Origin of the sequence: Janthinobacterium sp. UMAB-60 (assembly GCF_900095235.1) — a bacterium.
Taxonomy (GTDB): Bacteria; Pseudomonadota; Gammaproteobacteria; order Burkholderiales; family Burkholderiaceae_D; genus Janthinobacterium.
In genome coordinates, this window is sequence record NZ_LT607497.1 from 26,530 (window position 1) to 44,172 (window position 17,643).

Consider the following 17,643-nt stretch of genomic DNA (forward strand, 5'->3'; position numbering starts at 1 on the left):
CCATGTACCCCGATGCAAAACGTATCCGCAAACATACAGTCGCGCTGCGCCTGGACGATTACGAGCACCAGCTTGTTTCCTCGATCGCCAACTACCAGGGCGAAGAGCTTGCGGTGCTGGTGCGCCAGATCGTGATGCGTGAAGCCCTGGCCGTGATCGCCTTGGATGACGCCACCATCGACAGCGTACAGCGTCGCAACGTTTAAACCGAGTCACTTTTGAGCAACTCTAAAGTTACAGAAAATGCCAGACCATCAAATTAACCTCAATGACGAAGAGCGCGCGGTGCTGGAACTCGTGCGCCAGCGCCAGGGGCTGGCAAGTATCGATCAGGCGGCTGAATGGCTCGTCAAGTCGCGCTTACGCATACAGTCGAAAAATATTACAGGTCGCGGTCGCGCCCTGTACCAAGTGGAAAGAAAGCTGAAATGAGAGTCATCGGCCTGCCCTGCCCGCATTGCGCCTACACCGTCCGCGCTGTCAAAAGCCGCATGATGTCCGCCATGTTCAAGGAAATCACCTATATGTGCCAGAACCCCGACTGCGGGCACGTCTTCGTGGCAGGCCTGGAAGTACTGCGCACCCTCTCGCTGTCCGCCATGCCCAAGCCGGATATCCGCATCCCGATGTCCCAGCATGCGCGCACGGCAGCCACCAGCCAGCTTGCCTTTGACCTCACTGCGGGCTGCTGATGACTATCCCGATCCTCGCGCCGCCGTAGCCCGGCCGCCGTAACTCCCCCTCTTTGCTGTGCCCTGCAGCGCTCCTTTTTGAGCGTGCGGGATTCGTTCAACCTGAAATAAGGAAAACCGATGGAAAACACGCTGCACGCCACCAGCCATGCCGACCAATCCATGGCATCAAGCACGATCCGCCCGACCTTGCAAAATTGTATTGTCCCCGTGGCACCAACGTGTTTTCTGCTCCAAGCCAGCGCGGGCATCGGCATCGCGGCGCTGACCGCCCACATCCATGAGATTGCCAAGACCTATCATGCCTACGGCGCTGCCAATCTGACCTTCATCGTCAGCGATGCGCAGGCACTGGAGCGTGACGGTTTTTTCGCGCCAGCCAAGCAACGCGCCCTGGTCGGCAAGCTGCCCATCGAAGTGAACTACATTTTCGCCACTGAAGCGGGTTCCCGGCACTGCTGCGGCACATCGCACACGCTCCCGTACTGGGCAGAACATTTTCTCAAGGCAGGGGCACGCTAATGCTGCGCGTGGCCAAAACCTGCGGCATCTGGCTGCTGTCGCTCCTGATCGTCATTACCCCTGACGTGCTTCGGGCCATCGGCGCCATCAAGGACTGAACCATGCCGGCGTCCCTTATCGACAATCACCTGTCCTTCCAGCCTGCCGCCGAAATTCTGGCCGCGCGCGACAAGGATATGCCAACGCCACCAGGCGCCGGGCATGCGCTGGCCGCCATCGCCGAAGCCAAGGCCCAGCTACGCAGCATCAAGCCGCGCAACCTGGCGCCCTTCATGGCCCAGGCCTGGGGATTGTCGCCGCGCGGCGCGCGCCGCTCCGTGCTGATCGCCGCCGGCATGGACGCCGAGCGCTGGGAATCGCCCATCCACTCATTTACCGAGGAAGAGCGCATCGAACTGCGCGCCGCCACCTCCGCCGCTATCCGTGTGTACGAAAGACTGTTGAATGCAATCTAAACAAATCCTGCTGCCAGCCCCGCAGCGTCACGAAGCTTTTTTGCGATCCGCCCAGTTCGCGCCCGAGCTGGCCCGCATCCCCTACAAATGGCGCAACCGCGTCATCACGGCCGCCATGGCCAAGATGGCCTGGTCGTCCTGGTACAAAGTCTATGAATCCGTCGCCACCAGCTTTGTGCGCGAGTTCGCCGACCTGTACGTGCCGGCCGGCGTTGACCTGTCGCAGAGCGATGCCGACATCGTGGCCACCGCCGAACGCGCGGCGGCCGGCGTCACCAAAATGCTGTGGATGGCCATATCCGACACGCACGCCCTGCAGATCATGGAAGACGAATGCGCCTCGTATGGCATTGAGCTGCCCGAGTTCGACGTGCTGGCCGACACCATCGCCCGCCTGGTGGACGCCCGCTGGTGGCGCCGCCAACTGCGCAAGCGCGTCAAGCGCGCCTTCGAGGCCGGCAATATCCGCCTGGGCTATGTGAACTATCGCGGCGAACCCTACGCCAGCAACGACGCCGTGCTATCGCGCCTGGCGCAAAACCGGCGCAACGCGGCAGCACTGGCCGCCACCCTGGTGCAGAACGAGAACGGCCAGCAATTCAGCATCGCCGAGCTGGCCGAGAAGACCACCGCCAACAAGGCCATCCGGCGCGGCGAATTGATGTTGCGCATCAACGGCTTTGAGCAGATCGCCCGCGAATGCGGCGACCAGGGCATTTTCATCACCTGGACGTGCCCGTCACGGTTCCACGCCATGCAGCACAGCGGCAAGCCAAACGACAAGTTCGACGGCTCCACGCCCCGCGAAGCCAATGCCTACCTGGGCAAGATGACATCGCTGTGCCGTTCCGCACTGGCGCGCCGGGGCATCGGCCTGTACGGCTTTCGCATTGCCGAACCCCACCACGATGGCTGCCCGCATTGGCATCTGCTGCTGTTCGTGCGCCCTACCGCGAAATACAAGACGGTCCACCTGCAGGACGTGGCCGGCCGTGCCATCCGCATCATGAAGCGCTACGCCTGGCGCGTGGACCGTGGCGAACCGGGCGCCTTCGCGCGCCGCCTCGACGTGAAACGCATCGACTGGGCCAAGGGCAGCGCCGCCGGCTACATCGCCAAGTACGTGGCCAAGAACATCGATGGCGTGGCCGAGCACAAGACCAAGGAAGGCTACGTCGTCACGGCCGACACCGAAGGCGATGTCGAGCTGACGCCATCGGCGCGGGTCGAATCCTGGGCCGCGTGCTGGGGCATTCGTCAATTCCAGCAATGGGGCGGCGCGCCCGTCACCGTGTGGCGCGAGCTGCGCCGCATCGAGGAAAACATGCTCAACGAAGCCCCGGCCGCCATGCGCCGCGCCTGGAATGCCGTGCAAAAGATCGACGGCGAAAAGCGCGCCTGCTGGGCCGAATACCTGCGCGCCCAGGGCGGCGCCCTGGTGCCGCGCAAGGAACTGGTCGTCACCTTGGCCAAAGACGAAAAGACCGTCATCGGGCGCTACGGCGAAACACTGCGCACCACGCCCTACGGCGTGCGCTGCAGCGACCTCATCGGCGTGGTCTTCAAGTCCGTGCGCCATACGTGGACGCCGGTACAGGCCACAGGCGGGCGCGGGGTGGCTGTTGGGGTTGCCGTTCCTCGGACTCGTGTAAATAACTGTACGCACCCCGACCGCCCTGCCCCGGCCACGCCGCCAGCGGCGCCCGTGCCCGATCTGTCCGACGAGGCAAAAACAGCCGTGATTGCCGCCTGGGCGGCCGTCAACGCCTGCCCGTGGCCCCGATTGATCCTCCCCGACACCCCACACCAAGAAGGAAATGGCACATGAGCACCTATGCCGTGATCGTTCGCACGCAAACCGAACGCTTTGAATATGCCGCGATTGCCGCTTCCAGCGGCGACGCGATCCAGGCCGCCCTCGACCACTTCGGCGTGTGCGGCGTTACTGCCAAACTGAAAGGAGCACCGCAATGCTGACCACCTCGACCGATTCACCGCGGCAAATCGCCTTGGGCGACCGCGTGACATTCGACACCGATGAAGGCTACCAGGCCGGCACCGTCAACGACCTGCGCCGCGACGTGGGCAATGGGGAGCTGCATGCGTGGGTGGAGCTGGACCACCAGTGGCCGGGCTTGTTCCGGGCGGTGCCGCTGGCGGCCATCGAGGCGGTCAAGAAAGCTGTCGCGCCTTTCGGGTGCCCAGCATGACAGCGGAACACCCTACGCATGCCGTGGCGACCTTGTTCGTGCGCGCCAATTCCATCGTCAAGACCATGCCCATAGCCTGAGGAAGCATCATGTCAAACGCAATTTATTACAAAACAATCAAACTTTCCACGTGCGCCTACGTCGGTATCGACATGGCATTGCGCGTCGCCATTGCGCAATCGAAAGAGCGCCTGAAATACATGCCGTTGGACGAGGACAACGCTGCAGGTCGCAATTACGAGGTCCAGCAGCTGAATAATCTGCTGCTGGCCCAAAGGGAGTTTACGGCATGAAGCCGGCACAACTACTCCCAAAGAATGACGGCAAGCTTTTCGCCAGCCTGCGGACGATGTTCGGGCAAGCCGTAGATGCAGTTGAATCTCGGATGATCGTAGATCGCCAGGTCACGCAGTCCGATGGACTCAAGAAAATCATATGCCTTGCCAATTTCGCTGACACCTGCGCCATCTATAGCCCTGTACACGGTACTAACGTCGTCGCGACGAAACAGGATGCCGACGCGACGGGGGGCGTCGGGAAAATCGTACTCGCTGGTTTCGTAGGTAGCCAGCCAGTCCGCGATCTGGGCGTCAAATTCAGGAGCAGAGTAGGTGCTATTCACGATTGTTTTCATATGCTTAATTCTATTGCGGTTGTAGGAGTTGCTAGTTTAGCAGGATTGCCGCATAAACCACCTGGGCGGCAAAGGCGGCGCGGTCGTCTACCCGACTGCGTTTGCAAAGCCAAGCAGGACTATTAAAAATGGACCAATACAAAGAATTCTGCCGGCTGCGCGACTACCGCAAGCCAGGCGCAGAAGTACCGCAGTACACGGAGGCCGAAGCGTTCGCCTTGGCCACGAACAAATGCCAAGCATGCAGCCCGGCCACAAAGAAAGCGGCATCCAATGAATAACCTTTTTGATAATTCCATCCAGTCCGAAACCCTGACTGCGGAAGAGCTGGAAACCATTTCAGGCTGCTGCCGGAAAGTGGATCAGATCAAATGGCTGCAGCAAAACGGCTGGACCTTCATCAAAAACCGCGCCGGCGCGCCCATCATCGGGCGCCTGTACGCCAGGTTGCGCTTGAGCGGCATCAATCCCGCCAGCCTGGTGAGCACGCCGGCCTGGGCGCCGGACCTGTCCAAAGTACGTTAATAGAATTGAAAGAAAACAATGCGACCTAAAAGCACTGGCTACAAACTGCCGCCGCGCATGCTGCGGCGCGTGCGCAAGCTGAAATCGGGCGAAACATGGACCGGCTATTACTACAATGGCCGGGACGACGCCGGCAACCGGAAGGAATACCCGCTGGGCACGGATTTGGTCGAGGCCAAGCGCCTGTGGGCAGAATACGAATGCAAGCCCGTGCCAACCGACGCCACGCTGATGGAATACGTGTTTGCGCAATACGTCCGCGACATCCTGCCGGGCAAGGCGCCAAGCACGCAACGCGAGAACTCCAGCTCGTTGAGCCAGCTGCGCCCGGTCTTCGACAGCGCGCCCATCGACGCCATCACGCCGCAGGACATTGCCCGCTACCGCGACGCGCGCAGCGCCAAGGTACGCGCCAACCGCGAAATCGCGTTGCTGTCGCATGTGTTCAATATGGCAAGGGAATGGGGCTACACCAAGCGCGAGAACCCATGCAGGGGCGTGCGCAAGAATAAAGAAGTGCCGCGTGACTTCTATGCCGACAAAGCCGTGTGGGATGCGGTGCGCAACGCAGGCTGTGAAGAACTGCAGGACGCCATGGACCTGAACTACCTGACCGGACAGCGGCCTGCGGACGTGCTCAAGATGCGCGACGGCGATTTGAAGGATGGGGCGTTGCAGGTGCGCCAGGGCAAGAGCAACAAGCTGCTGCGCATCGTGCTCGAGCACGACGGCATCAAGTCCGAACTGGCGAAAGTCATCGAGCGCATCCACGCGCGCGCGCACCGGCCGCGCACCACCTTCATCGTCGCGCTGCCAAATGGTTGCCAGGTCAAGAAGTGGCATTTGCGCCTGCGCTTCGATGGCGCCCGGAAAGCTGCAGCGGAACTGGCGCTAAAGGCTGGCGACGAAGAGCTGGCCAGCCGCATCAAGGCCTTCCAGTTCCGCGATATCCGGGCGCGCTCCGCCAGCGACATTGCCGACCTGGGCGCCGCCAGCTCCCTGCTGGGGCATAGTGAAAAAGTCATCACGGAAAAGGTCTATCGGCGCATTGGCCAGGCTGTCCGCCCTACTCGCTAGCGGCGAGTTGCGGAAACCATTTCCGCAAATTAGCGCTAAGTTGAAACTGAGGTTTTACATCAGGGATTTTGCAGGCGACAGCACAAAAAAAATAAGCCCTTGATATTCAAGGGCTTATTTTCATATTTCTGGCGGAAGCGGTGAGATTCGAACTCACGAACAGTGTAACCCGTCGCTAGTTTTCAAGACTAGTGCCTTCAACCACTCGGCCACGCTTCCAGATGGCAGCATTATACATAAAGGTCAGTGGCTTACCAATGGCTAGCTCTCCCATGGCCTTATTTACCCCAACGTCAAGGACCGGGGCCGTGCCTGGCGGGTATGACCCCGGCTCTTTGCTTGTGGCATAAACAATCATGCCAGCACACATGCCTTACACGCCCCAATTCTCCCTCAGCACTCTTTCAAACTCCCCCGCCGGTAACGGGCGCGAGAATAGGTAGCCCTGTACTTCGTCGCAGCCGGAACTCTTCAGGAAGGCCAGCTGCTCGGCCGTTTCCACGCCTTCCGCGATCACTTTATGGTGCAGCTGCTGGGCGATGCTGATGATGGTGCTGGCGATGGCGCAGTCGCTGGCGTCTGTCGGGATGCCGGTGGTAAACGAGCGGTCGATTTTGAGGGTGTCGATGGGGAAACGTTTGAGGTAGGACAAGCTCGAATAACCGGTGCCGAAGTCGTCCAGCGACAGCGCCACGCCCAGCGCCGTGATGCGGTCCATGATGCCGATCACGCGTTCGATGTTGTGCATCAGCGTGCTTTCCGTGATTTCCAGTTCCAGCCAGGCCGCTTCCAGGCCGTAGCGGGCCAGGGTCGCCGCCACCCGGGCCGGCAGGGCCGAGGTGAATTCGCGCGCGGAGACGTTGACGGCCAGGCGGATCGGCGGCAGGCCCGCCAGTTTCCACGCCTGCGCCTGGGCGCAGGCCGCTTCCAGCACCCATTCGCCCACTTGCACCACCAGGCCCGTCGATTCGGCCAGGGGGATGAACTCGGCGGGCGGGATCATGCCGTGCTGCGGGTGGTGCCAGCGCACCAGTGCTTCGGCGCCGATGATGCGGCCGCTGCCCAGCGCATATTTCGGCTGGTAGTGCAGCAACAGTTGCTGTTCCGACAATGCCTGACGCAAGCCTGTTTCCAGGCGCATGCGCGCCTGCATGCCCAAGTTCATGTCCTGGCTGTAGAAGGCCACGCTTTCCGCTTCGCCGCCGCTGTCCTGCTTGGCGCGGTACATGGCGATGTCGGCCAGGCGCAGCAGGGTTTCCGCGTCCTGCCCGTCTTGCGGATACACGCTGATGCCGATGCTGGCGCCCACGCGCAAGTCGTGGCCTTCGATCAGGAACGGTTGCACCAGGGAAGCGAGCAGCTTTTGCGCCACCATGCTGGCCTCGAAGTGCTGGCCGATGTCGAACAGGCCCACGGCGAACTCGTCGCCGCCCAGGCGCGCCACCAGGTCCTGGTCGCGCAATACCTTGCGGAAACGCAAGGAGACCTGGCGCAGCAGCTCATCGCCGATGCGCCGGCCCAGGGTGTCGTTGATCAGCTTGAAACGGTTCAGGTCGATGAACAGCACGCAGCCGAGCATCTTGCTGCGCTGCGCCACGCTGAGGGCCTGGTCGACCAGCTTGGCCAGCAAGGTGCGGTTGGGCAGGCTGGTCAGCGAATCGTAGTAGGCCAGGTGGTGCAAGCGCTCTTCGGCCAGCTTGCGTTCCGTAATGTCCGTCAGGTAGGCGATGAGTCCGATGGGCTTGTCGTCCAGGTCTTGCAGCGGAGACAGGGATAGGCTGGCCCAGAAGATCTCGCCTGACTTCTTTCGGCGACGCACCTCCATCAGGCGCCCTCCCTGTTCCAGGAAGGCGTCGTGGAAAGCCGTGTCTTCGTCGTCGTACAGGAACAGGATGTTGCGCCCCACGGCTTCCACCGAGGTGTAGCCGAACAGGCGCTCGGCGCCCTTGTTCCAGCTGGTGATGTAGCCCGTCAAGTCCATCGTCAGCACGGATTCGTGCAACTGGTCGAGGATTTGCGTCTGCTGCGCCAGCAAGGCTTCGACTTGCGCAAAAGCATGGGTCGAGCGTTGCGCCAGTGAATGCACCTGCAGCACGCCGGCCGTCAGCGAAGCCAGGCTGGCCAGGTGGTGGCGGTCGGCGTCGTTGTACAGGCTGCGTCCCGCCACGCTGTAATGGCCGAAACAATGGCCGTCGAAACTGATTTCCTGCAGCAAGGCGGGCGTATCGCGGGGAAACGGCACGGCTGGCACAGCGGCGCCCATGCCGCCCGCAGGCAGAAACTGGCCATGCGGGCTGGTCATCACGGCGCTGGCGATACGGCCCAGCTCAGCCACCAGCGCGGGACCGCGCAAACGCACGACGGCATCGCACAGGGCGGCGCTGTCACCGAGGTAATCCGACACCGGCAGCAAGGTCATGCTAGAGGTTCCGGCTGACCTGGATGGCCCATTGGTAGGCCTGTAGCAGGCTGCGCCAATAGGTTTCTCCATCGATGCCGGCACGGCGCAAGCCTTCGGGCGGCGGCGTGGCGCTTTCGACCAGCGCCAGCAAGGTGCCCAGCTCGCCATTGCGTTCAAGCAAGGCGTCATTGACTTCGGGCGCCAGGTTCAGGGTGGCGATGATCGCTTCCATCGGCATGCCCAGCAGGACGTCGAGCAGGGAAAACACGCCCGTCATGAAGGCCAGGTCTTGCGCATCGCGGTCGCCGCCGCGCAGTTGGCACAGCGCTTCCATCTGCGCCGCGCGCACGGCCGCCAGCGGCAGCAGCGCATGAATCTTGCCGTCGTCCTGTTGCCGCGCATACAGCAGCAGTTGCAGCCAGCGCTGCAGCTGGCGCCGGCCCAGCAAGGTAATAGCCTGGCTGAAGCTGGTAATCGGCGCCGTGAAACCGAAGGCGGCTGAATTGACCAGTTTTAATAGATGATAGCTGAGTGATGGATCTTGCTTGAGCGGCACTTCCAGCTCGTGTGCGTCGGCATCGCGGGCCAGCAAGCCAAGCAGGGCCAGCAAGCGCCGGCGCGAGGTGGCGTCTTCCGGCTCGCTTTGCTGGCGCGCATGCCGCAAGGCGTAGTCGCCGGCAAACCAGCTCACGCCGATTTCTTGCAATGCGGCAAGCTGGCCCGCGTCGCCGATGTTGTAGGCCAGGTGCGGCCCCGGCAAGGGCAGCAGCTGATGCAGGGCCGGGCGTGTGCCCGCCGCGTCAAAACTCAGCGCGCGCGCGTCAACCTGCGCCGCCACCACGGGACCGGCATCGGCGCCATCGAGCAGGATGCGATAGCCGGCGTCGCGCCATTGCCGGCATTTTTTCTGGATCTGCTTGTCGCCGGCAAGCTGCGCCGGCAAACGGAAAATGGTGCGTTGCGGCACCAGTTGCGCCAGCACGGCCTCGTCCACGCCATGCGGGTCGACCAAGGGAATGATGCAGTCGAGCGGCGCCAGGAAGGCATACGCGTCGGCAGCGGCCAGCGCCGCCAGCAGCGGCGCCGTCGAGGCCTGCGGTACATGCAAGGTGACAGCGACCCACTCGTTATGAGCATTGGCCACTGCTTGTAATCCCACCAACGGAAACAGGTTTGATTCAGACGCTGACATCGGTATCTCAGTGTGGGTAGGGCGCCATAGTAAATAAACTGACCAGCATTGGCAACCCTGGCCCGACAGGGATGCCATTTCGACAGCGAGAATCATTCTATCCGAATCTCACCCGCGAAACAGTTTAATTTTGGCAATAAATATTCAAAAAAAACATCCCCCCCGGGAGACCCGCCTGTCATGCGGGTTTGAAAAAAACACCGTGGCGCCAGCGCCGTTCAGGCGCCGCCGCCATGCGCATGTTCGACCGCATATTTGATCAATTCGGCCTGTCCTTCGATACCCAGCTTGCGCTTGATGTTCAGGCGGTGCGTCTCCACCGTGCGCACGCTCAAGTCCAGGTCGCGGGCGATCTGCTTGTTCGACTGTCCCGCCGCGATGTGTTGCAGCACTTGCTGCTCGCGCGTGGTGAGGAAGGAATCGTGCACTTGCGGACGCGACAGTTGCCGCGCCAGGGCCGCGCTGTAATAAATGCCGCCGGACATCACCGTCTCGATGGCGAAGACGATATCTTTCCCTGGAGCATCTTTGAGCACATAGCCGCGCGCGCCGGCGGCAATGGCTTGCGACACGTATTCGAGCTTGTCGTGCATGGACAGGATCAGCACGGCAATCTGCGGAAAGGCCTGCTTGAACAGCGCCGTCGCTTCGATGCCGTTGATGCCGCGCATATTGATATCCATCAACACGAGATCCACCTGATGCGCACGCGCCTGGGCCAGGGCTTCGTCGGCGCCGCCCGCCTCGGCCACCACGTCGAAATGCGCCACCGCTTCCAGGCGCGCGCGCAAGCCGTCGCGCACGAGGGGATGGTCGTCCACCAGCAGGATGTTGATTTTCTCGCTCATGTCTCGGTATCTTCTCGGTATCTATTCATCAGTGTGTCGGTGGAAGGGCGAGCCGCGCCAGCACCAGGGTGCCGGCCGGCGACGAGGTGATGAGCAGGCTGCCGCCGATGGCTTCCATGCGTTCCGTCATGTTGCGCAGGCCGATGCCGCGCTGCGGGTGCAGGGCGATGCCGTCGAAATCGAAGCCGCCGCCATTATCCTCGATGCGCAATTCCACCGCCTTGCCCGCCTCGCGCAGGCTCACTTCCACGCCGCGGGCGTGGGCATGGCGCTCGCAATTGGTCAGCGCTTCCTGGGCGATGCGGAACAGGACGGTATTGACCATGTCGGGCAAGCCCTCGCCCGCCGCCGCCGGGCTGGCCGTGAAACTGGCTTGCGCGCTGCTGCTGTCGTTAAATTCATGCACCAGGTGGTCGAGCGCGGCGGCCAGGCCCAGGTCGTCGAGGATGGCCGGGCGCAGGTTGTGCGAAATGCGCCGCACCTCGCCCAGCACCTTGTTCAGTTGCTCGGCGGCCCGCTCGAACGTGGCAGGCGCCTTGTCTTTCTGTTCGGCATTGCCGGCCAGGCGCGCGATGCCCGCCTCGATCTGCAGCTTGATGGAGACCAGCCACTGGCTGATGCCGTCGTGCAAGTCACGCGACAGCCGCGCCCGCTCCTCCTCCTGCGATTCGACCACGCGCTGCGCCAGCACTTTCAGCTTGGCGTCGGCCACGCGCAATTCGCGCAAGTTCAGCACCAGGCCGCAGGCGGCCACCAGCAGCGAACCGAGGATGGCGATGGCGGCGATCAACTCCATGGTCGAGCGGATATTGCGCGACTGCTGGGCGTCGACCTTGGCCAGCGCCTGGTCCACGTCATCCATATAAATACCGGTACCCATCATCCAGCCCCATTCCGGCATCAATATCACATAGCCGAGCTTGGGCGCGGACTTGTTGGTCGAGGGCTTGATCCAGTTGTAGCGCTCGAAGCCGCCGCCGCTCCTGGCGCGCTGCATCAGGCGCTGGATGGTCAGGTTGCCGTCCGCGTCGCGCAACTCCCACAGATTCTGCCCAACCAGCTCGGGCTGGCGCGGATGCATCAGCGACTTGCCCTGCAAATCATAGATGAAGAAGTAGCCATCATCGCCATAGCTGAGGGCGGACAGGATGCGCTTGGCTTCCTCTTGTGTAGCGCCATCCTTGCGGCCCGAGCCATATAACGAGGCGATGGAATGGCTGGCCAGGGTCACGTAATGCTTGAGTTCGGCTTCCTTGCTGGCCAGATAGGCTTGCTGGATGGTGGCGCGCTGCTGCTCGGCCAGGGTGACCGCCTGGTGCCGCACGGCAAACGCGATGGCGCACAGGGCGAGGATGAGCGGCGTGATGGCCAGGAAGATGACTTTCTGTCTGAGTTTCATGGCCTGGCGCGCTCCGGCGGCGTCGATGCTGGTGGGAATGCGTGATTTTACGTCGCGGCGCGGCGATCGGCCTGCGTAGTAATACTGAGCGTTACTGCGTAGTCGTGCGCTTGCGGCAATTATACGATTCCTGAATACTTGCCATAAGCTGCAAATACACCAAAAGTCACATCAAACTGGCGACGACCAGGACCCGCAGCACACATCATCGCACGGCACAGCGCCCGTCAATCTCTGGAGGAAGCATGAACCGCATTTTCAAACAGCTCGGCTGGGCAGCGCTTGCGCTGGCCGGCGCCGGCTCCCTGGGCGTCGTCGCCCTGCAACGTGGCGAACCGATCAGCGCAATCTGGATCGTCATCGCCGCCGTCTGCGTCTACCTGATCGCCTACCGTTTCTACAGCCTGTTCATCGCCGACAAGGTGCTGGGCCTCGATGCACGCCGCATGACGCCGGCCTTCAAGCACAACGATGGCCTCGACCACGTGCCGACGAATAAATATGTGCTGTTCGGCCACCATTTCGCGGCGATTGCCGGCGCCGGTCCCCTGGTCGGCCCCGTGCTGGCCGCGCAGATGGGCTATTTGCCCGGCATGCTGTGGATCTTGGCGGGCGTGGTGTTCGCGGGCGCCGTGCAGGATTTCATCGTGCTGTTCATTTCCATGCGCCGCGACGGCCGCTCGCTGGGCGACCTGATCAAGGCTGAACTGGGCGAAATTCCCGGCATGATCGCCTTGCTCGGCTGCTTCATGATCATGGTCATCATCCTGGCCGTGCTGGCCTTGATCGTCGTCAAAGCGCTGACCGGTTCCCCATGGGGCAGCTTTACCGTGATGGCGACGATACCCATCGCCCTGTTCATGGGCGTGTACTCGCGCTTCATCCGCGTGGGCCGCATCGGCGAAATTTCCATCATCGGCTTTGTGCTGCTGATGCTGGCCATCATCGGCGGCCAGTACGTGCAGGAATCCGCCGTGCTCGGCCCGATGTTCACGTTTACCGGCACGGAACTGACGTGGATGCTGATCGGCTACGGCTTCATCGCTTCCGTGCTGCCCGTGTGGCTGCTGCTGGCGCCGCGCGACTACCTGTCGACGTTCCTGAAAATCGGCACGATTCTGGGCCTGGCCATCGGCATCATCGTCGTCGCGCCTTACCTGAAAATGCCGGCCATGACCAAGTTCATCGACGGTTCCGGCCCTGTCTGGTCGGGCAATCTGTTCCCGTTCCTGTTCATCACGATTGCCTGCGGCGCCGTTTCCGGCTTCCACGCGCTGATTTCCTCGGGCACCACGCCGAAGATGATTGAAAACGAAAGCCACGCCCGCTTCATCGGCTACGGCGCCATGCTGATGGAATCGTTCGTTGCCATCATGGCCTTGGTGGCCGCCTCGACCATCGAGCCGGGCATCTATTTCGCCATGAACAGCCCGGCCGCCCTGATCGGCACCACGGCGGAATCGGCCGCCCAGGCGATCTCGCAATGGGGCTTCTATGTGACGCCGGAAATGCTGACGCAGACGGCCAAGGACGTTGGCGAGCACAGCATCATCTCGCGCGCCGGTGGCGCACCGACCCTGGCCGTCGGCATGGCGCAGATTTTGTCCGGCGCCATGGGCGGCAAGGCCATGATGGCCTTCTGGTATCACTTCGCCATCCTGTTCGAGGCGCTGTTCATCCTGACGGCCGTCGATGCGGGCACGCGTGCGGGCCGCTTCATGCTGCAAGACTTGCTGGGCAGCTTCGTGCCAGCGCTGAAACAGACGGAAAACGTCATCGCCAACCTGCTGGCCACGGGCCTGTGCGTGGCGGCCTGGGGCTATTTCCTGTACCAGGGCGTGGTCGATCCATTGGGCGGCATCAACACCCTGTGGCCGCTGTTCGGCATCGCCAACCAGATGCTGGCGGCGATCGCGCTGATCCTCGGCACTTGCGTGCTGTTCAAGATGAAAAAAGGCCGCTATGCGTGGGTCACCATCACGCCGACCATCTGGCTGCTGCTGTGCACCCTGACGGCGGGCTGGCAAAAGATCTTCGACGCCAATCCGCGCGTGGGTTTCCTCGCGCATGCGAAGAAATACTCGGCGGCGCTCGATGAAGGCACCCTGCTGGCGCCGGCCAAGTCGGTGGCGCAGATGCAGCAGATCATCTTCAACGATTACCTGGACGCCGGCCTGGCCGCCTTCTTCGTCATCGTCGTGATCAGCGTGCTGTTCTTCGGCATCCGCACCATCCTGAAGGCGCGCCGCGACAGCCAGCCGAGCACCAAGGAAACGCCGTTCCAGGCCATGCCCACGGTGCAATGATGATCGACGAAATCATCAAGGCTGGACGGTATCTGGGGCAAAGCATGCGGCTCATGTGCGGCTTGCCCGAGTACGACACCTATGTGGCGCACCGGGAAGTCACCCATCCCGGCGAGCCGATGATGACGTATGAAGAGTTCTTCCGCGAACGGCAGGAAGCCCGTTATGGCGGCGCCGGCAAGCGTGGCGGCTGTTGTTAGTTGTGGTGACACCTGACCCAGCCTACTGCGCGTCGGTTTTGTCCAGCGTCGTAACCCAGTTGCGTAGGTCGGATTAGCGCGCAAGCGCGTAATCCGACAATATCGTTGGCCGGTGATGCTGTCGGATTACGCGCGGCTTTGCCGCGCTAATCCGACCTACGTGCTGCCATCCGCTGTTTCATATCGTATAAGTTCCCCTCCCCTCTCCTCCCTTAGACCCACATCAACATCAGGGTGTGTCTTCGCGTCTATATTTTTCCAATAGGAATTAAAAAACAGTCAACGGATCGATCGGAGAAGCGCCGCCACCATGTTCAATTTCCAACGCTCCAGCATCAGCCAGAAGCTGACCATGATCTCGGTACTGTCATCGGGCTGCGCGCTGCTGCTGGTGTTCGTGGCGTTTGCGCTGACGTCCGTGCTCAGCCACAAGAACGATGAAGGCAAGCAACTGTTGTCGCTGGCGGGCGTGATCGGTGCGGCCAGCGCGGTGCCGTTGCTGGCGGGCAAACCTGCGCAGGCGCAGGCGGAACAGGTGCTGGCATCGCTGGCCGCGCGCGACGAGGTGGCCCAGGCGGCCCTGTTCGACCGGGGCGGCCGGCTGTTCGCCCTGTACCGCGCGCCGCAGCATGCGGATGGCCTGGCGGCGCCGGAAGACATGGACCCGGCCCTGCTGGCCGACATGGCCGTGCAGCCCGTCACGCAAGGCGCGGGCACGACGCTGGCGCCCGCCATGCGTTTGTACCGTCCCGTCTACCAGCCGGGCGAGCCGCAACAGATCATCGGCGCCGTGCTGATCGAGGCAGACCTGAACCACATGTGGCGCGACATCGGCCGCCACGTGGGCGCCATCGGCGGCGCCACCGTGCTGTCCTTCCTGATCGCCGTCTTCCTGGCACGGCGTTTCAAAAGCGTGATTGCCGAACCGATCACCAAGCTGATCGATACGGCGCAAAAAGTGTCGAGCAGCCAGACCTACAGCCACCGCATCGCGCACCAGCGCAGCGACGAGCTGGGCGTGCTGATCGACAGTTTCAACGACATGCTGGCGCAGATCGACAGCCGCGACAGCACCCTGGCCAATTACCGCGACCAGCTCGAACGCCAGGTGGGCGTGCGCACGGCGCAGCTGGAAAAGGCCAAGGATGCGGCCGAGGCGGCCAGCCAGGCGAAGAGCGCGTTTCTCGCCACCATGAGCCATGAAATCCGCACGCCGATGAATGGCGTGCTGGGCATGACGGAACTGCTGCTGGCCAGCCCGTTGAGCCCGCAGCAGCGCCACTACACGAGCATGGTGCAGCGCTCGGGGCAGAATTTGCTGGTGATCATCAACGACATCCTCGACTTTTCCAAGATCGAGGCAGGCAAGCTGAGCGTGGAATACATCCGCTTCAATTTCCGCGAATTGCTCGACGACATAGAGCACGTGTTCGCGCCGCAGGCGGAAGCGAAAAACATCAGCCTGGAATTCGATATCGCGTTTGACATTCCCGTCGCCATCTGCGGCGACCCGAACCGATTGCGCCAGATCATCGTCAATCTGCTGGGCAACGCCATCAAGTTCACGGAAACGGGCAAGGTCACCGTGAAAGTGGAAGTGTGCAGCGAAGACGCGCCCAGCGTGGGCTTGCGCTTCGAGGTGCACGACACGGGCATCGGCGTATCAAACGAAGCGCAGACGCGCATCTTCGAATCGTTCTCGCAGGCGGACGGTTCGACCACGCGCAAGCACGGCGGCACGGGCCTGGGATTGACGATCTCGAAACAGCTGGTGGAGCTGATGGGCGGCACTATCGGCGTTGATAATGCTTTAACGCAAGGCTCGATCTTCTGGTTCGAAGTAAATTTCGATAAGCGGCGGGTCGACAGCGATGACCCGTCCTTCAACCTGAAAACCACACGGGGATTACGCGCCTTGATCGTCGACCACACACCCGCCACGCGCGCCGTGCTGGAGCGGCAGCTGGCCAGCTGGCACATCGTCAGCGACAGCGCCGGCACGGCCAGCGACTGCCTGGGCAAGCTGCGCGCGGCCGCGCAGGCGGGCACGCCGTATGCCGTGGCCCTGCTCGACATGGAATTGCCGCGCACCAGCGGCCTGGCCCTGGCCGCCACCATCAAGAGCGACCCGCTGCTGGCCGACCTCAAGTTACTGCTGCTGAGCACGGAACAGGCGGCGGCCGACCCCGTGCAGCGGCGCGAGGCGGGCGTGGCCTTCCAGCTGATCAAGCCGGCCCGCGAATGCGACTTGTTCGACTGCATCGTCACGCCGCCGCGCGCCAGTGAGGGCATGCGCATCCATCCGCCGCATGCGGCCCGTCAAGTGGGCCGGCGCCAGCGCCGCCGCGTGCTGCTGGCCGAGGACAATCCCGTCAACGTGGAAGTGGCGCTGGCCATGCTCGACAGCCTGGGCCTGGACGTGGTGTGCGCGCGCAACGGCGACGAAGCCTTGCAGGCGGCGCAGGCCGAGGATTTCGATCTGATCCTGATGGACTGCCAGATGCCCGTGATGGACGGCTTTGCCGCCACGGCGGAAATCCGCCGCCACGAACAGCAGTGCGGCCACGCGCGCGTGCTGCCCATCGTCGCCATCACGGCCAATGCGCTGCAGGGCGACCGCGAGGCATGCCTGGCGGCCGGCATGGACGATTACCTGAGTAAACCTTTTACGCAGCAGGACCTGGGCCACACGATTGCGCGCTGGATCACCCTGCCGCGCGCGGCCACCGTGCACCACAGCGAGGCGCCGCAGGCGCAAACACCGCAAACGCTGCAGGAAGCGCCGCCCGAGGTGTCGCTACCCGTTTCCGCCCCCCCGCCGGCGGGCCAGCCGCTGAACCGGCAGGCGCTGGAAAACATCCGCGCCCTGTCGCAGGCCGATGGCGATGCGCTGCTGGAACGGGTCATCCTCGCTTTTACCAGCGAGACGCCGCGCCAGTTGAGCGCCATGCGCGCAGCGATTGCCGGCGCGGATGCGGAAGCGCTGCGCAAGGTGGCGCACAGCCTCAAGTCGGGCAGCGCCAACGTGGGCGCCGATGGCCTGGCGCAGCTGTGCAAGGAGATGGAAAAACTGGGCCGCGCCGGCAGTACCGAGGGCGCGGCTGCCCTGCTGCAGCAGATGCAGCAAGCCTTCCTGGCCGTACGCGAATCGCTGAGCGCCATCCTCGTGAAGGAACACTGAC

At 62.7% G+C, this 17,643-nt stretch carries 19 protein-coding genes and 1 tRNA gene; 14 read left to right on the forward strand and 6 right to left on the reverse strand.

Translation table 11 applies throughout. The features are described 5' to 3' along the window. Positions 1-2: 2 nt before the first annotated feature. The 9 genes from K0F86_RS22435 (at position 3) to K0F86_RS22475 (ending at position 4,172) form a co-directional block, all read left to right on the forward strand. Positions 3-206 carry a hypothetical protein gene (locus K0F86_RS22435; RefSeq protein WP_219136393.1) on the forward strand — a complete coding sequence of 68 codons (204 nt, stop codon included), beginning with the start codon at positions 3-5 and terminating at the stop codon, positions 204-206. Between the two features lie 37 nt (positions 207-243). Continuing rightward, positions 244-432, forward strand: coding sequence for a hypothetical protein (locus K0F86_RS22440; protein WP_219136394.1), 189 nt, complete (start codon positions 244-246; stop codon positions 430-432). After that, positions 429-692, forward strand: a complete 264-nt coding sequence (locus tag K0F86_RS22445) for an ogr/Delta-like zinc finger family protein (protein ID WP_219136395.1) — start codon at positions 429-431, stop codon at positions 690-692. Before K0F86_RS22440 ends, K0F86_RS22445 begins: the two co-directional genes overlap by 4 nt. Before the next feature lie 120 nt (positions 693-812). Then, positions 813-1,214, forward strand: a complete 402-nt coding sequence (locus K0F86_RS22450) for a hypothetical protein (protein ID WP_219136396.1) — start codon at positions 813-815, stop codon at positions 1,212-1,214. Between the two features lie 101 nt (positions 1,215-1,315). Beyond that, on the forward strand, positions 1,316-1,669 hold the full coding sequence (locus K0F86_RS27720) for a hypothetical protein (protein WP_257572307.1): 354 nt from the start codon (positions 1,316-1,318) through the stop codon (positions 1,667-1,669). Beyond that, positions 1,659-3,497 carry a replication endonuclease gene (locus K0F86_RS22460; protein ID WP_219136397.1) on the forward strand — a complete coding sequence of 613 codons (1,839 nt, stop codon included), beginning with the start codon at positions 1,659-1,661 and terminating at the stop codon, positions 3,495-3,497. Before K0F86_RS27720 ends, K0F86_RS22460 begins: the two co-directional genes overlap by 11 nt. Beyond that, positions 3,494-3,646, forward strand: a complete 153-nt coding sequence (locus K0F86_RS22465; protein ID WP_162995787.1) for a hypothetical protein — start codon at positions 3,494-3,496, stop codon at positions 3,644-3,646. The genes K0F86_RS22460 and K0F86_RS22465 overlap by 4 nt, the downstream gene beginning before the upstream one ends. Further along, a complete protein-coding gene (locus K0F86_RS22470) occupies positions 3,640-3,879 on the forward strand; it encodes a hypothetical protein (RefSeq protein ID WP_219136398.1) in 240 nt (79 codons plus the stop codon). Before K0F86_RS22465 ends, K0F86_RS22470 begins: the two co-directional genes overlap by 7 nt. 89 nt (positions 3,880-3,968) lie before the next feature. Then, complete coding sequence (locus K0F86_RS22475; protein ID WP_219136399.1) at positions 3,969-4,172, forward strand: hypothetical protein; 204 nt, start codon at positions 3,969-3,971, stop codon at positions 4,170-4,172. Positions 4,173-4,183: 11 nt separating this feature from the next. On the opposite strand, the gene K0F86_RS22480 is transcribed toward K0F86_RS22475, so the two are convergent. Further along, complete coding sequence (locus K0F86_RS22480) at positions 4,184-4,513, reverse strand: hypothetical protein (protein WP_219136400.1); 330 nt, start codon at positions 4,511-4,513, stop codon at positions 4,184-4,186. Positions 4,514-4,786: 273 nt separating this feature from the next. On the opposite strand from K0F86_RS22480, the gene K0F86_RS22485 reads away from it, so the two are divergent. Together K0F86_RS22485 and K0F86_RS22490 are read left to right on the forward strand one after the other, a co-directional pair. Beyond that, entirely contained in the window at positions 4,787-5,038 is a 252-nt protein-coding gene (locus K0F86_RS22485) for a DUF4224 domain-containing protein (protein WP_046682344.1), read from the forward strand. 18 nt (positions 5,039-5,056) lie between these two features. Continuing rightward, positions 5,057-6,115, forward strand: a complete 1,059-nt coding sequence (locus K0F86_RS22490; RefSeq protein WP_219136401.1) for a tyrosine-type recombinase/integrase — start codon at positions 5,057-5,059, stop codon at positions 6,113-6,115. A gap of 129 nt (positions 6,116-6,244) precedes the next feature. On the opposite strand, the gene K0F86_RS22495 is transcribed toward K0F86_RS22490, so the two are convergent. The 5 genes from K0F86_RS22495 to K0F86_RS22515 form a co-directional block, all read right to left on the reverse strand. After that, a tRNA-Ser gene (locus tag K0F86_RS22495) sits at positions 6,245-6,334 on the reverse strand. Positions 6,335-6,488: 154 nt separating this feature from the next. Beyond that, on the reverse strand, positions 6,489-8,534 hold the full coding sequence (locus K0F86_RS22500; protein ID WP_219136402.1) for a bifunctional diguanylate cyclase/phosphodiesterase: 2,046 nt from the start codon (positions 8,532-8,534) through the stop codon (positions 6,489-6,491). Between the two features lies 1 nt (position 8,535). Then, positions 8,536-9,660, reverse strand: coding sequence for an EAL and HDOD domain-containing protein (locus tag K0F86_RS22505; protein WP_306823220.1), 1,125 nt, complete (start codon positions 9,658-9,660; stop codon positions 8,536-8,538). A 266-nt stretch (positions 9,661-9,926) separates the two neighbouring features. Then, positions 9,927-10,556 carry a response regulator transcription factor gene (locus K0F86_RS22510; protein WP_219136404.1) on the reverse strand — a complete coding sequence of 210 codons (630 nt, stop codon included), beginning with the start codon at positions 10,554-10,556 and terminating at the stop codon, positions 9,927-9,929. A gap of 28 nt (positions 10,557-10,584) precedes the next feature. Then, complete coding sequence (locus tag K0F86_RS22515) at positions 10,585-11,955, reverse strand: cache domain-containing protein (protein ID WP_219136405.1); 1,371 nt, start codon at positions 11,953-11,955, stop codon at positions 10,585-10,587. Between the two features lie 245 nt (positions 11,956-12,200). On the opposite strand from K0F86_RS22515, the gene K0F86_RS22520 reads away from it, so the two are divergent. The 3 genes from K0F86_RS22520 to K0F86_RS22530 all read left to right on the forward strand — a co-directional run bounded on the left by K0F86_RS22520 (position 12,201) and on the right by K0F86_RS22530 (position 17,642). After that, positions 12,201-14,261, forward strand: coding sequence for a carbon starvation CstA family protein (locus tag K0F86_RS22520; protein ID WP_219136406.1), 2,061 nt, complete (start codon positions 12,201-12,203; stop codon positions 14,259-14,261). Next, on the forward strand, positions 14,261-14,461 hold the full coding sequence (locus K0F86_RS22525) for a YbdD/YjiX family protein (RefSeq protein WP_010396213.1): 201 nt from the start codon (positions 14,261-14,263) through the stop codon (positions 14,459-14,461). Before K0F86_RS22520 ends, K0F86_RS22525 begins: the two co-directional genes overlap by 1 nt. A gap of 310 nt (positions 14,462-14,771) precedes the next feature. Then, on the forward strand, positions 14,772-17,642 hold the full coding sequence (locus K0F86_RS22530) for a response regulator (RefSeq protein ID WP_219136407.1): 2,871 nt from the start codon (positions 14,772-14,774) through the stop codon (positions 17,640-17,642). Position 17,643 lies beyond the last annotated feature (1 nt).

Excerpts from the sequence above, each read along its gene's own strand:
- K0F86_RS22480 (WP_219136400.1), bottom strand. The coding sequence starts at position 4,513 with ATGAAAACAATCGTGAATAGCACCTACTCTGCTCCTGAATTTGACGCC.
- K0F86_RS22510 (WP_219136404.1), bottom strand. The coding sequence starts at position 10,556 with ATGAGCGAGAAAATCAACATCCTGCTGGTGGACGACCATCCCCTCGTG.
- K0F86_RS22445 (WP_219136395.1), top strand. The coding sequence starts at position 429 with ATGAGAGTCATCGGCCTGCCCTGCCCGCATTGCGCCTACACCGTCCGC.
- K0F86_RS22440 (WP_219136394.1), top strand. The coding sequence starts at position 244 with ATGCCAGACCATCAAATTAACCTCAATGACGAAGAGCGCGCGGTGCTG.
- K0F86_RS22500 (WP_219136402.1), bottom strand. The coding sequence starts at position 8,534 with ATGACCTTGCTGCCGGTGTCGGATTACCTCGGTGACAGCGCCGCCCTG.
- K0F86_RS22470 (WP_219136398.1), top strand. The coding sequence starts at position 3,640 with ATGCTGACCACCTCGACCGATTCACCGCGGCAAATCGCCTTGGGCGAC.
- K0F86_RS22465 (WP_162995787.1), top strand. The coding sequence starts at position 3,494 with ATGAGCACCTATGCCGTGATCGTTCGCACGCAAACCGAACGCTTTGAA.
- K0F86_RS22515 (WP_219136405.1), bottom strand. The coding sequence starts at position 11,955 with ATGAAACTCAGACAGAAAGTCATCTTCCTGGCCATCACGCCGCTCATC.
- K0F86_RS27720 (WP_257572307.1), top strand. The coding sequence starts at position 1,316 with ATGCCGGCGTCCCTTATCGACAATCACCTGTCCTTCCAGCCTGCCGCC.
- K0F86_RS22460 (WP_219136397.1), top strand. The coding sequence starts at position 1,659 with ATGCAATCTAAACAAATCCTGCTGCCAGCCCCGCAGCGTCACGAAGCT.
- K0F86_RS22485 (WP_046682344.1), top strand. The coding sequence starts at position 4,787 with ATGAATAACCTTTTTGATAATTCCATCCAGTCCGAAACCCTGACTGCG.
- K0F86_RS22475 (WP_219136399.1), top strand. The coding sequence starts at position 3,969 with ATGTCAAACGCAATTTATTACAAAACAATCAAACTTTCCACGTGCGCC.
- K0F86_RS22520 (WP_219136406.1), top strand. The coding sequence starts at position 12,201 with ATGAACCGCATTTTCAAACAGCTCGGCTGGGCAGCGCTTGCGCTGGCC.
- K0F86_RS22450 (WP_219136396.1), top strand. The coding sequence starts at position 813 with ATGGAAAACACGCTGCACGCCACCAGCCATGCCGACCAATCCATGGCA.
- K0F86_RS22435 (WP_219136393.1), top strand. The coding sequence starts at position 3 with ATGTACCCCGATGCAAAACGTATCCGCAAACATACAGTCGCGCTGCGC.
- K0F86_RS22490 (WP_219136401.1), top strand. The coding sequence starts at position 5,057 with ATGCGACCTAAAAGCACTGGCTACAAACTGCCGCCGCGCATGCTGCGG.
- K0F86_RS22530 (WP_219136407.1), top strand. The coding sequence starts at position 14,772 with ATGTTCAATTTCCAACGCTCCAGCATCAGCCAGAAGCTGACCATGATC.
- K0F86_RS22525 (WP_010396213.1), top strand. The coding sequence starts at position 14,261 with ATGATCGACGAAATCATCAAGGCTGGACGGTATCTGGGGCAAAGCATG.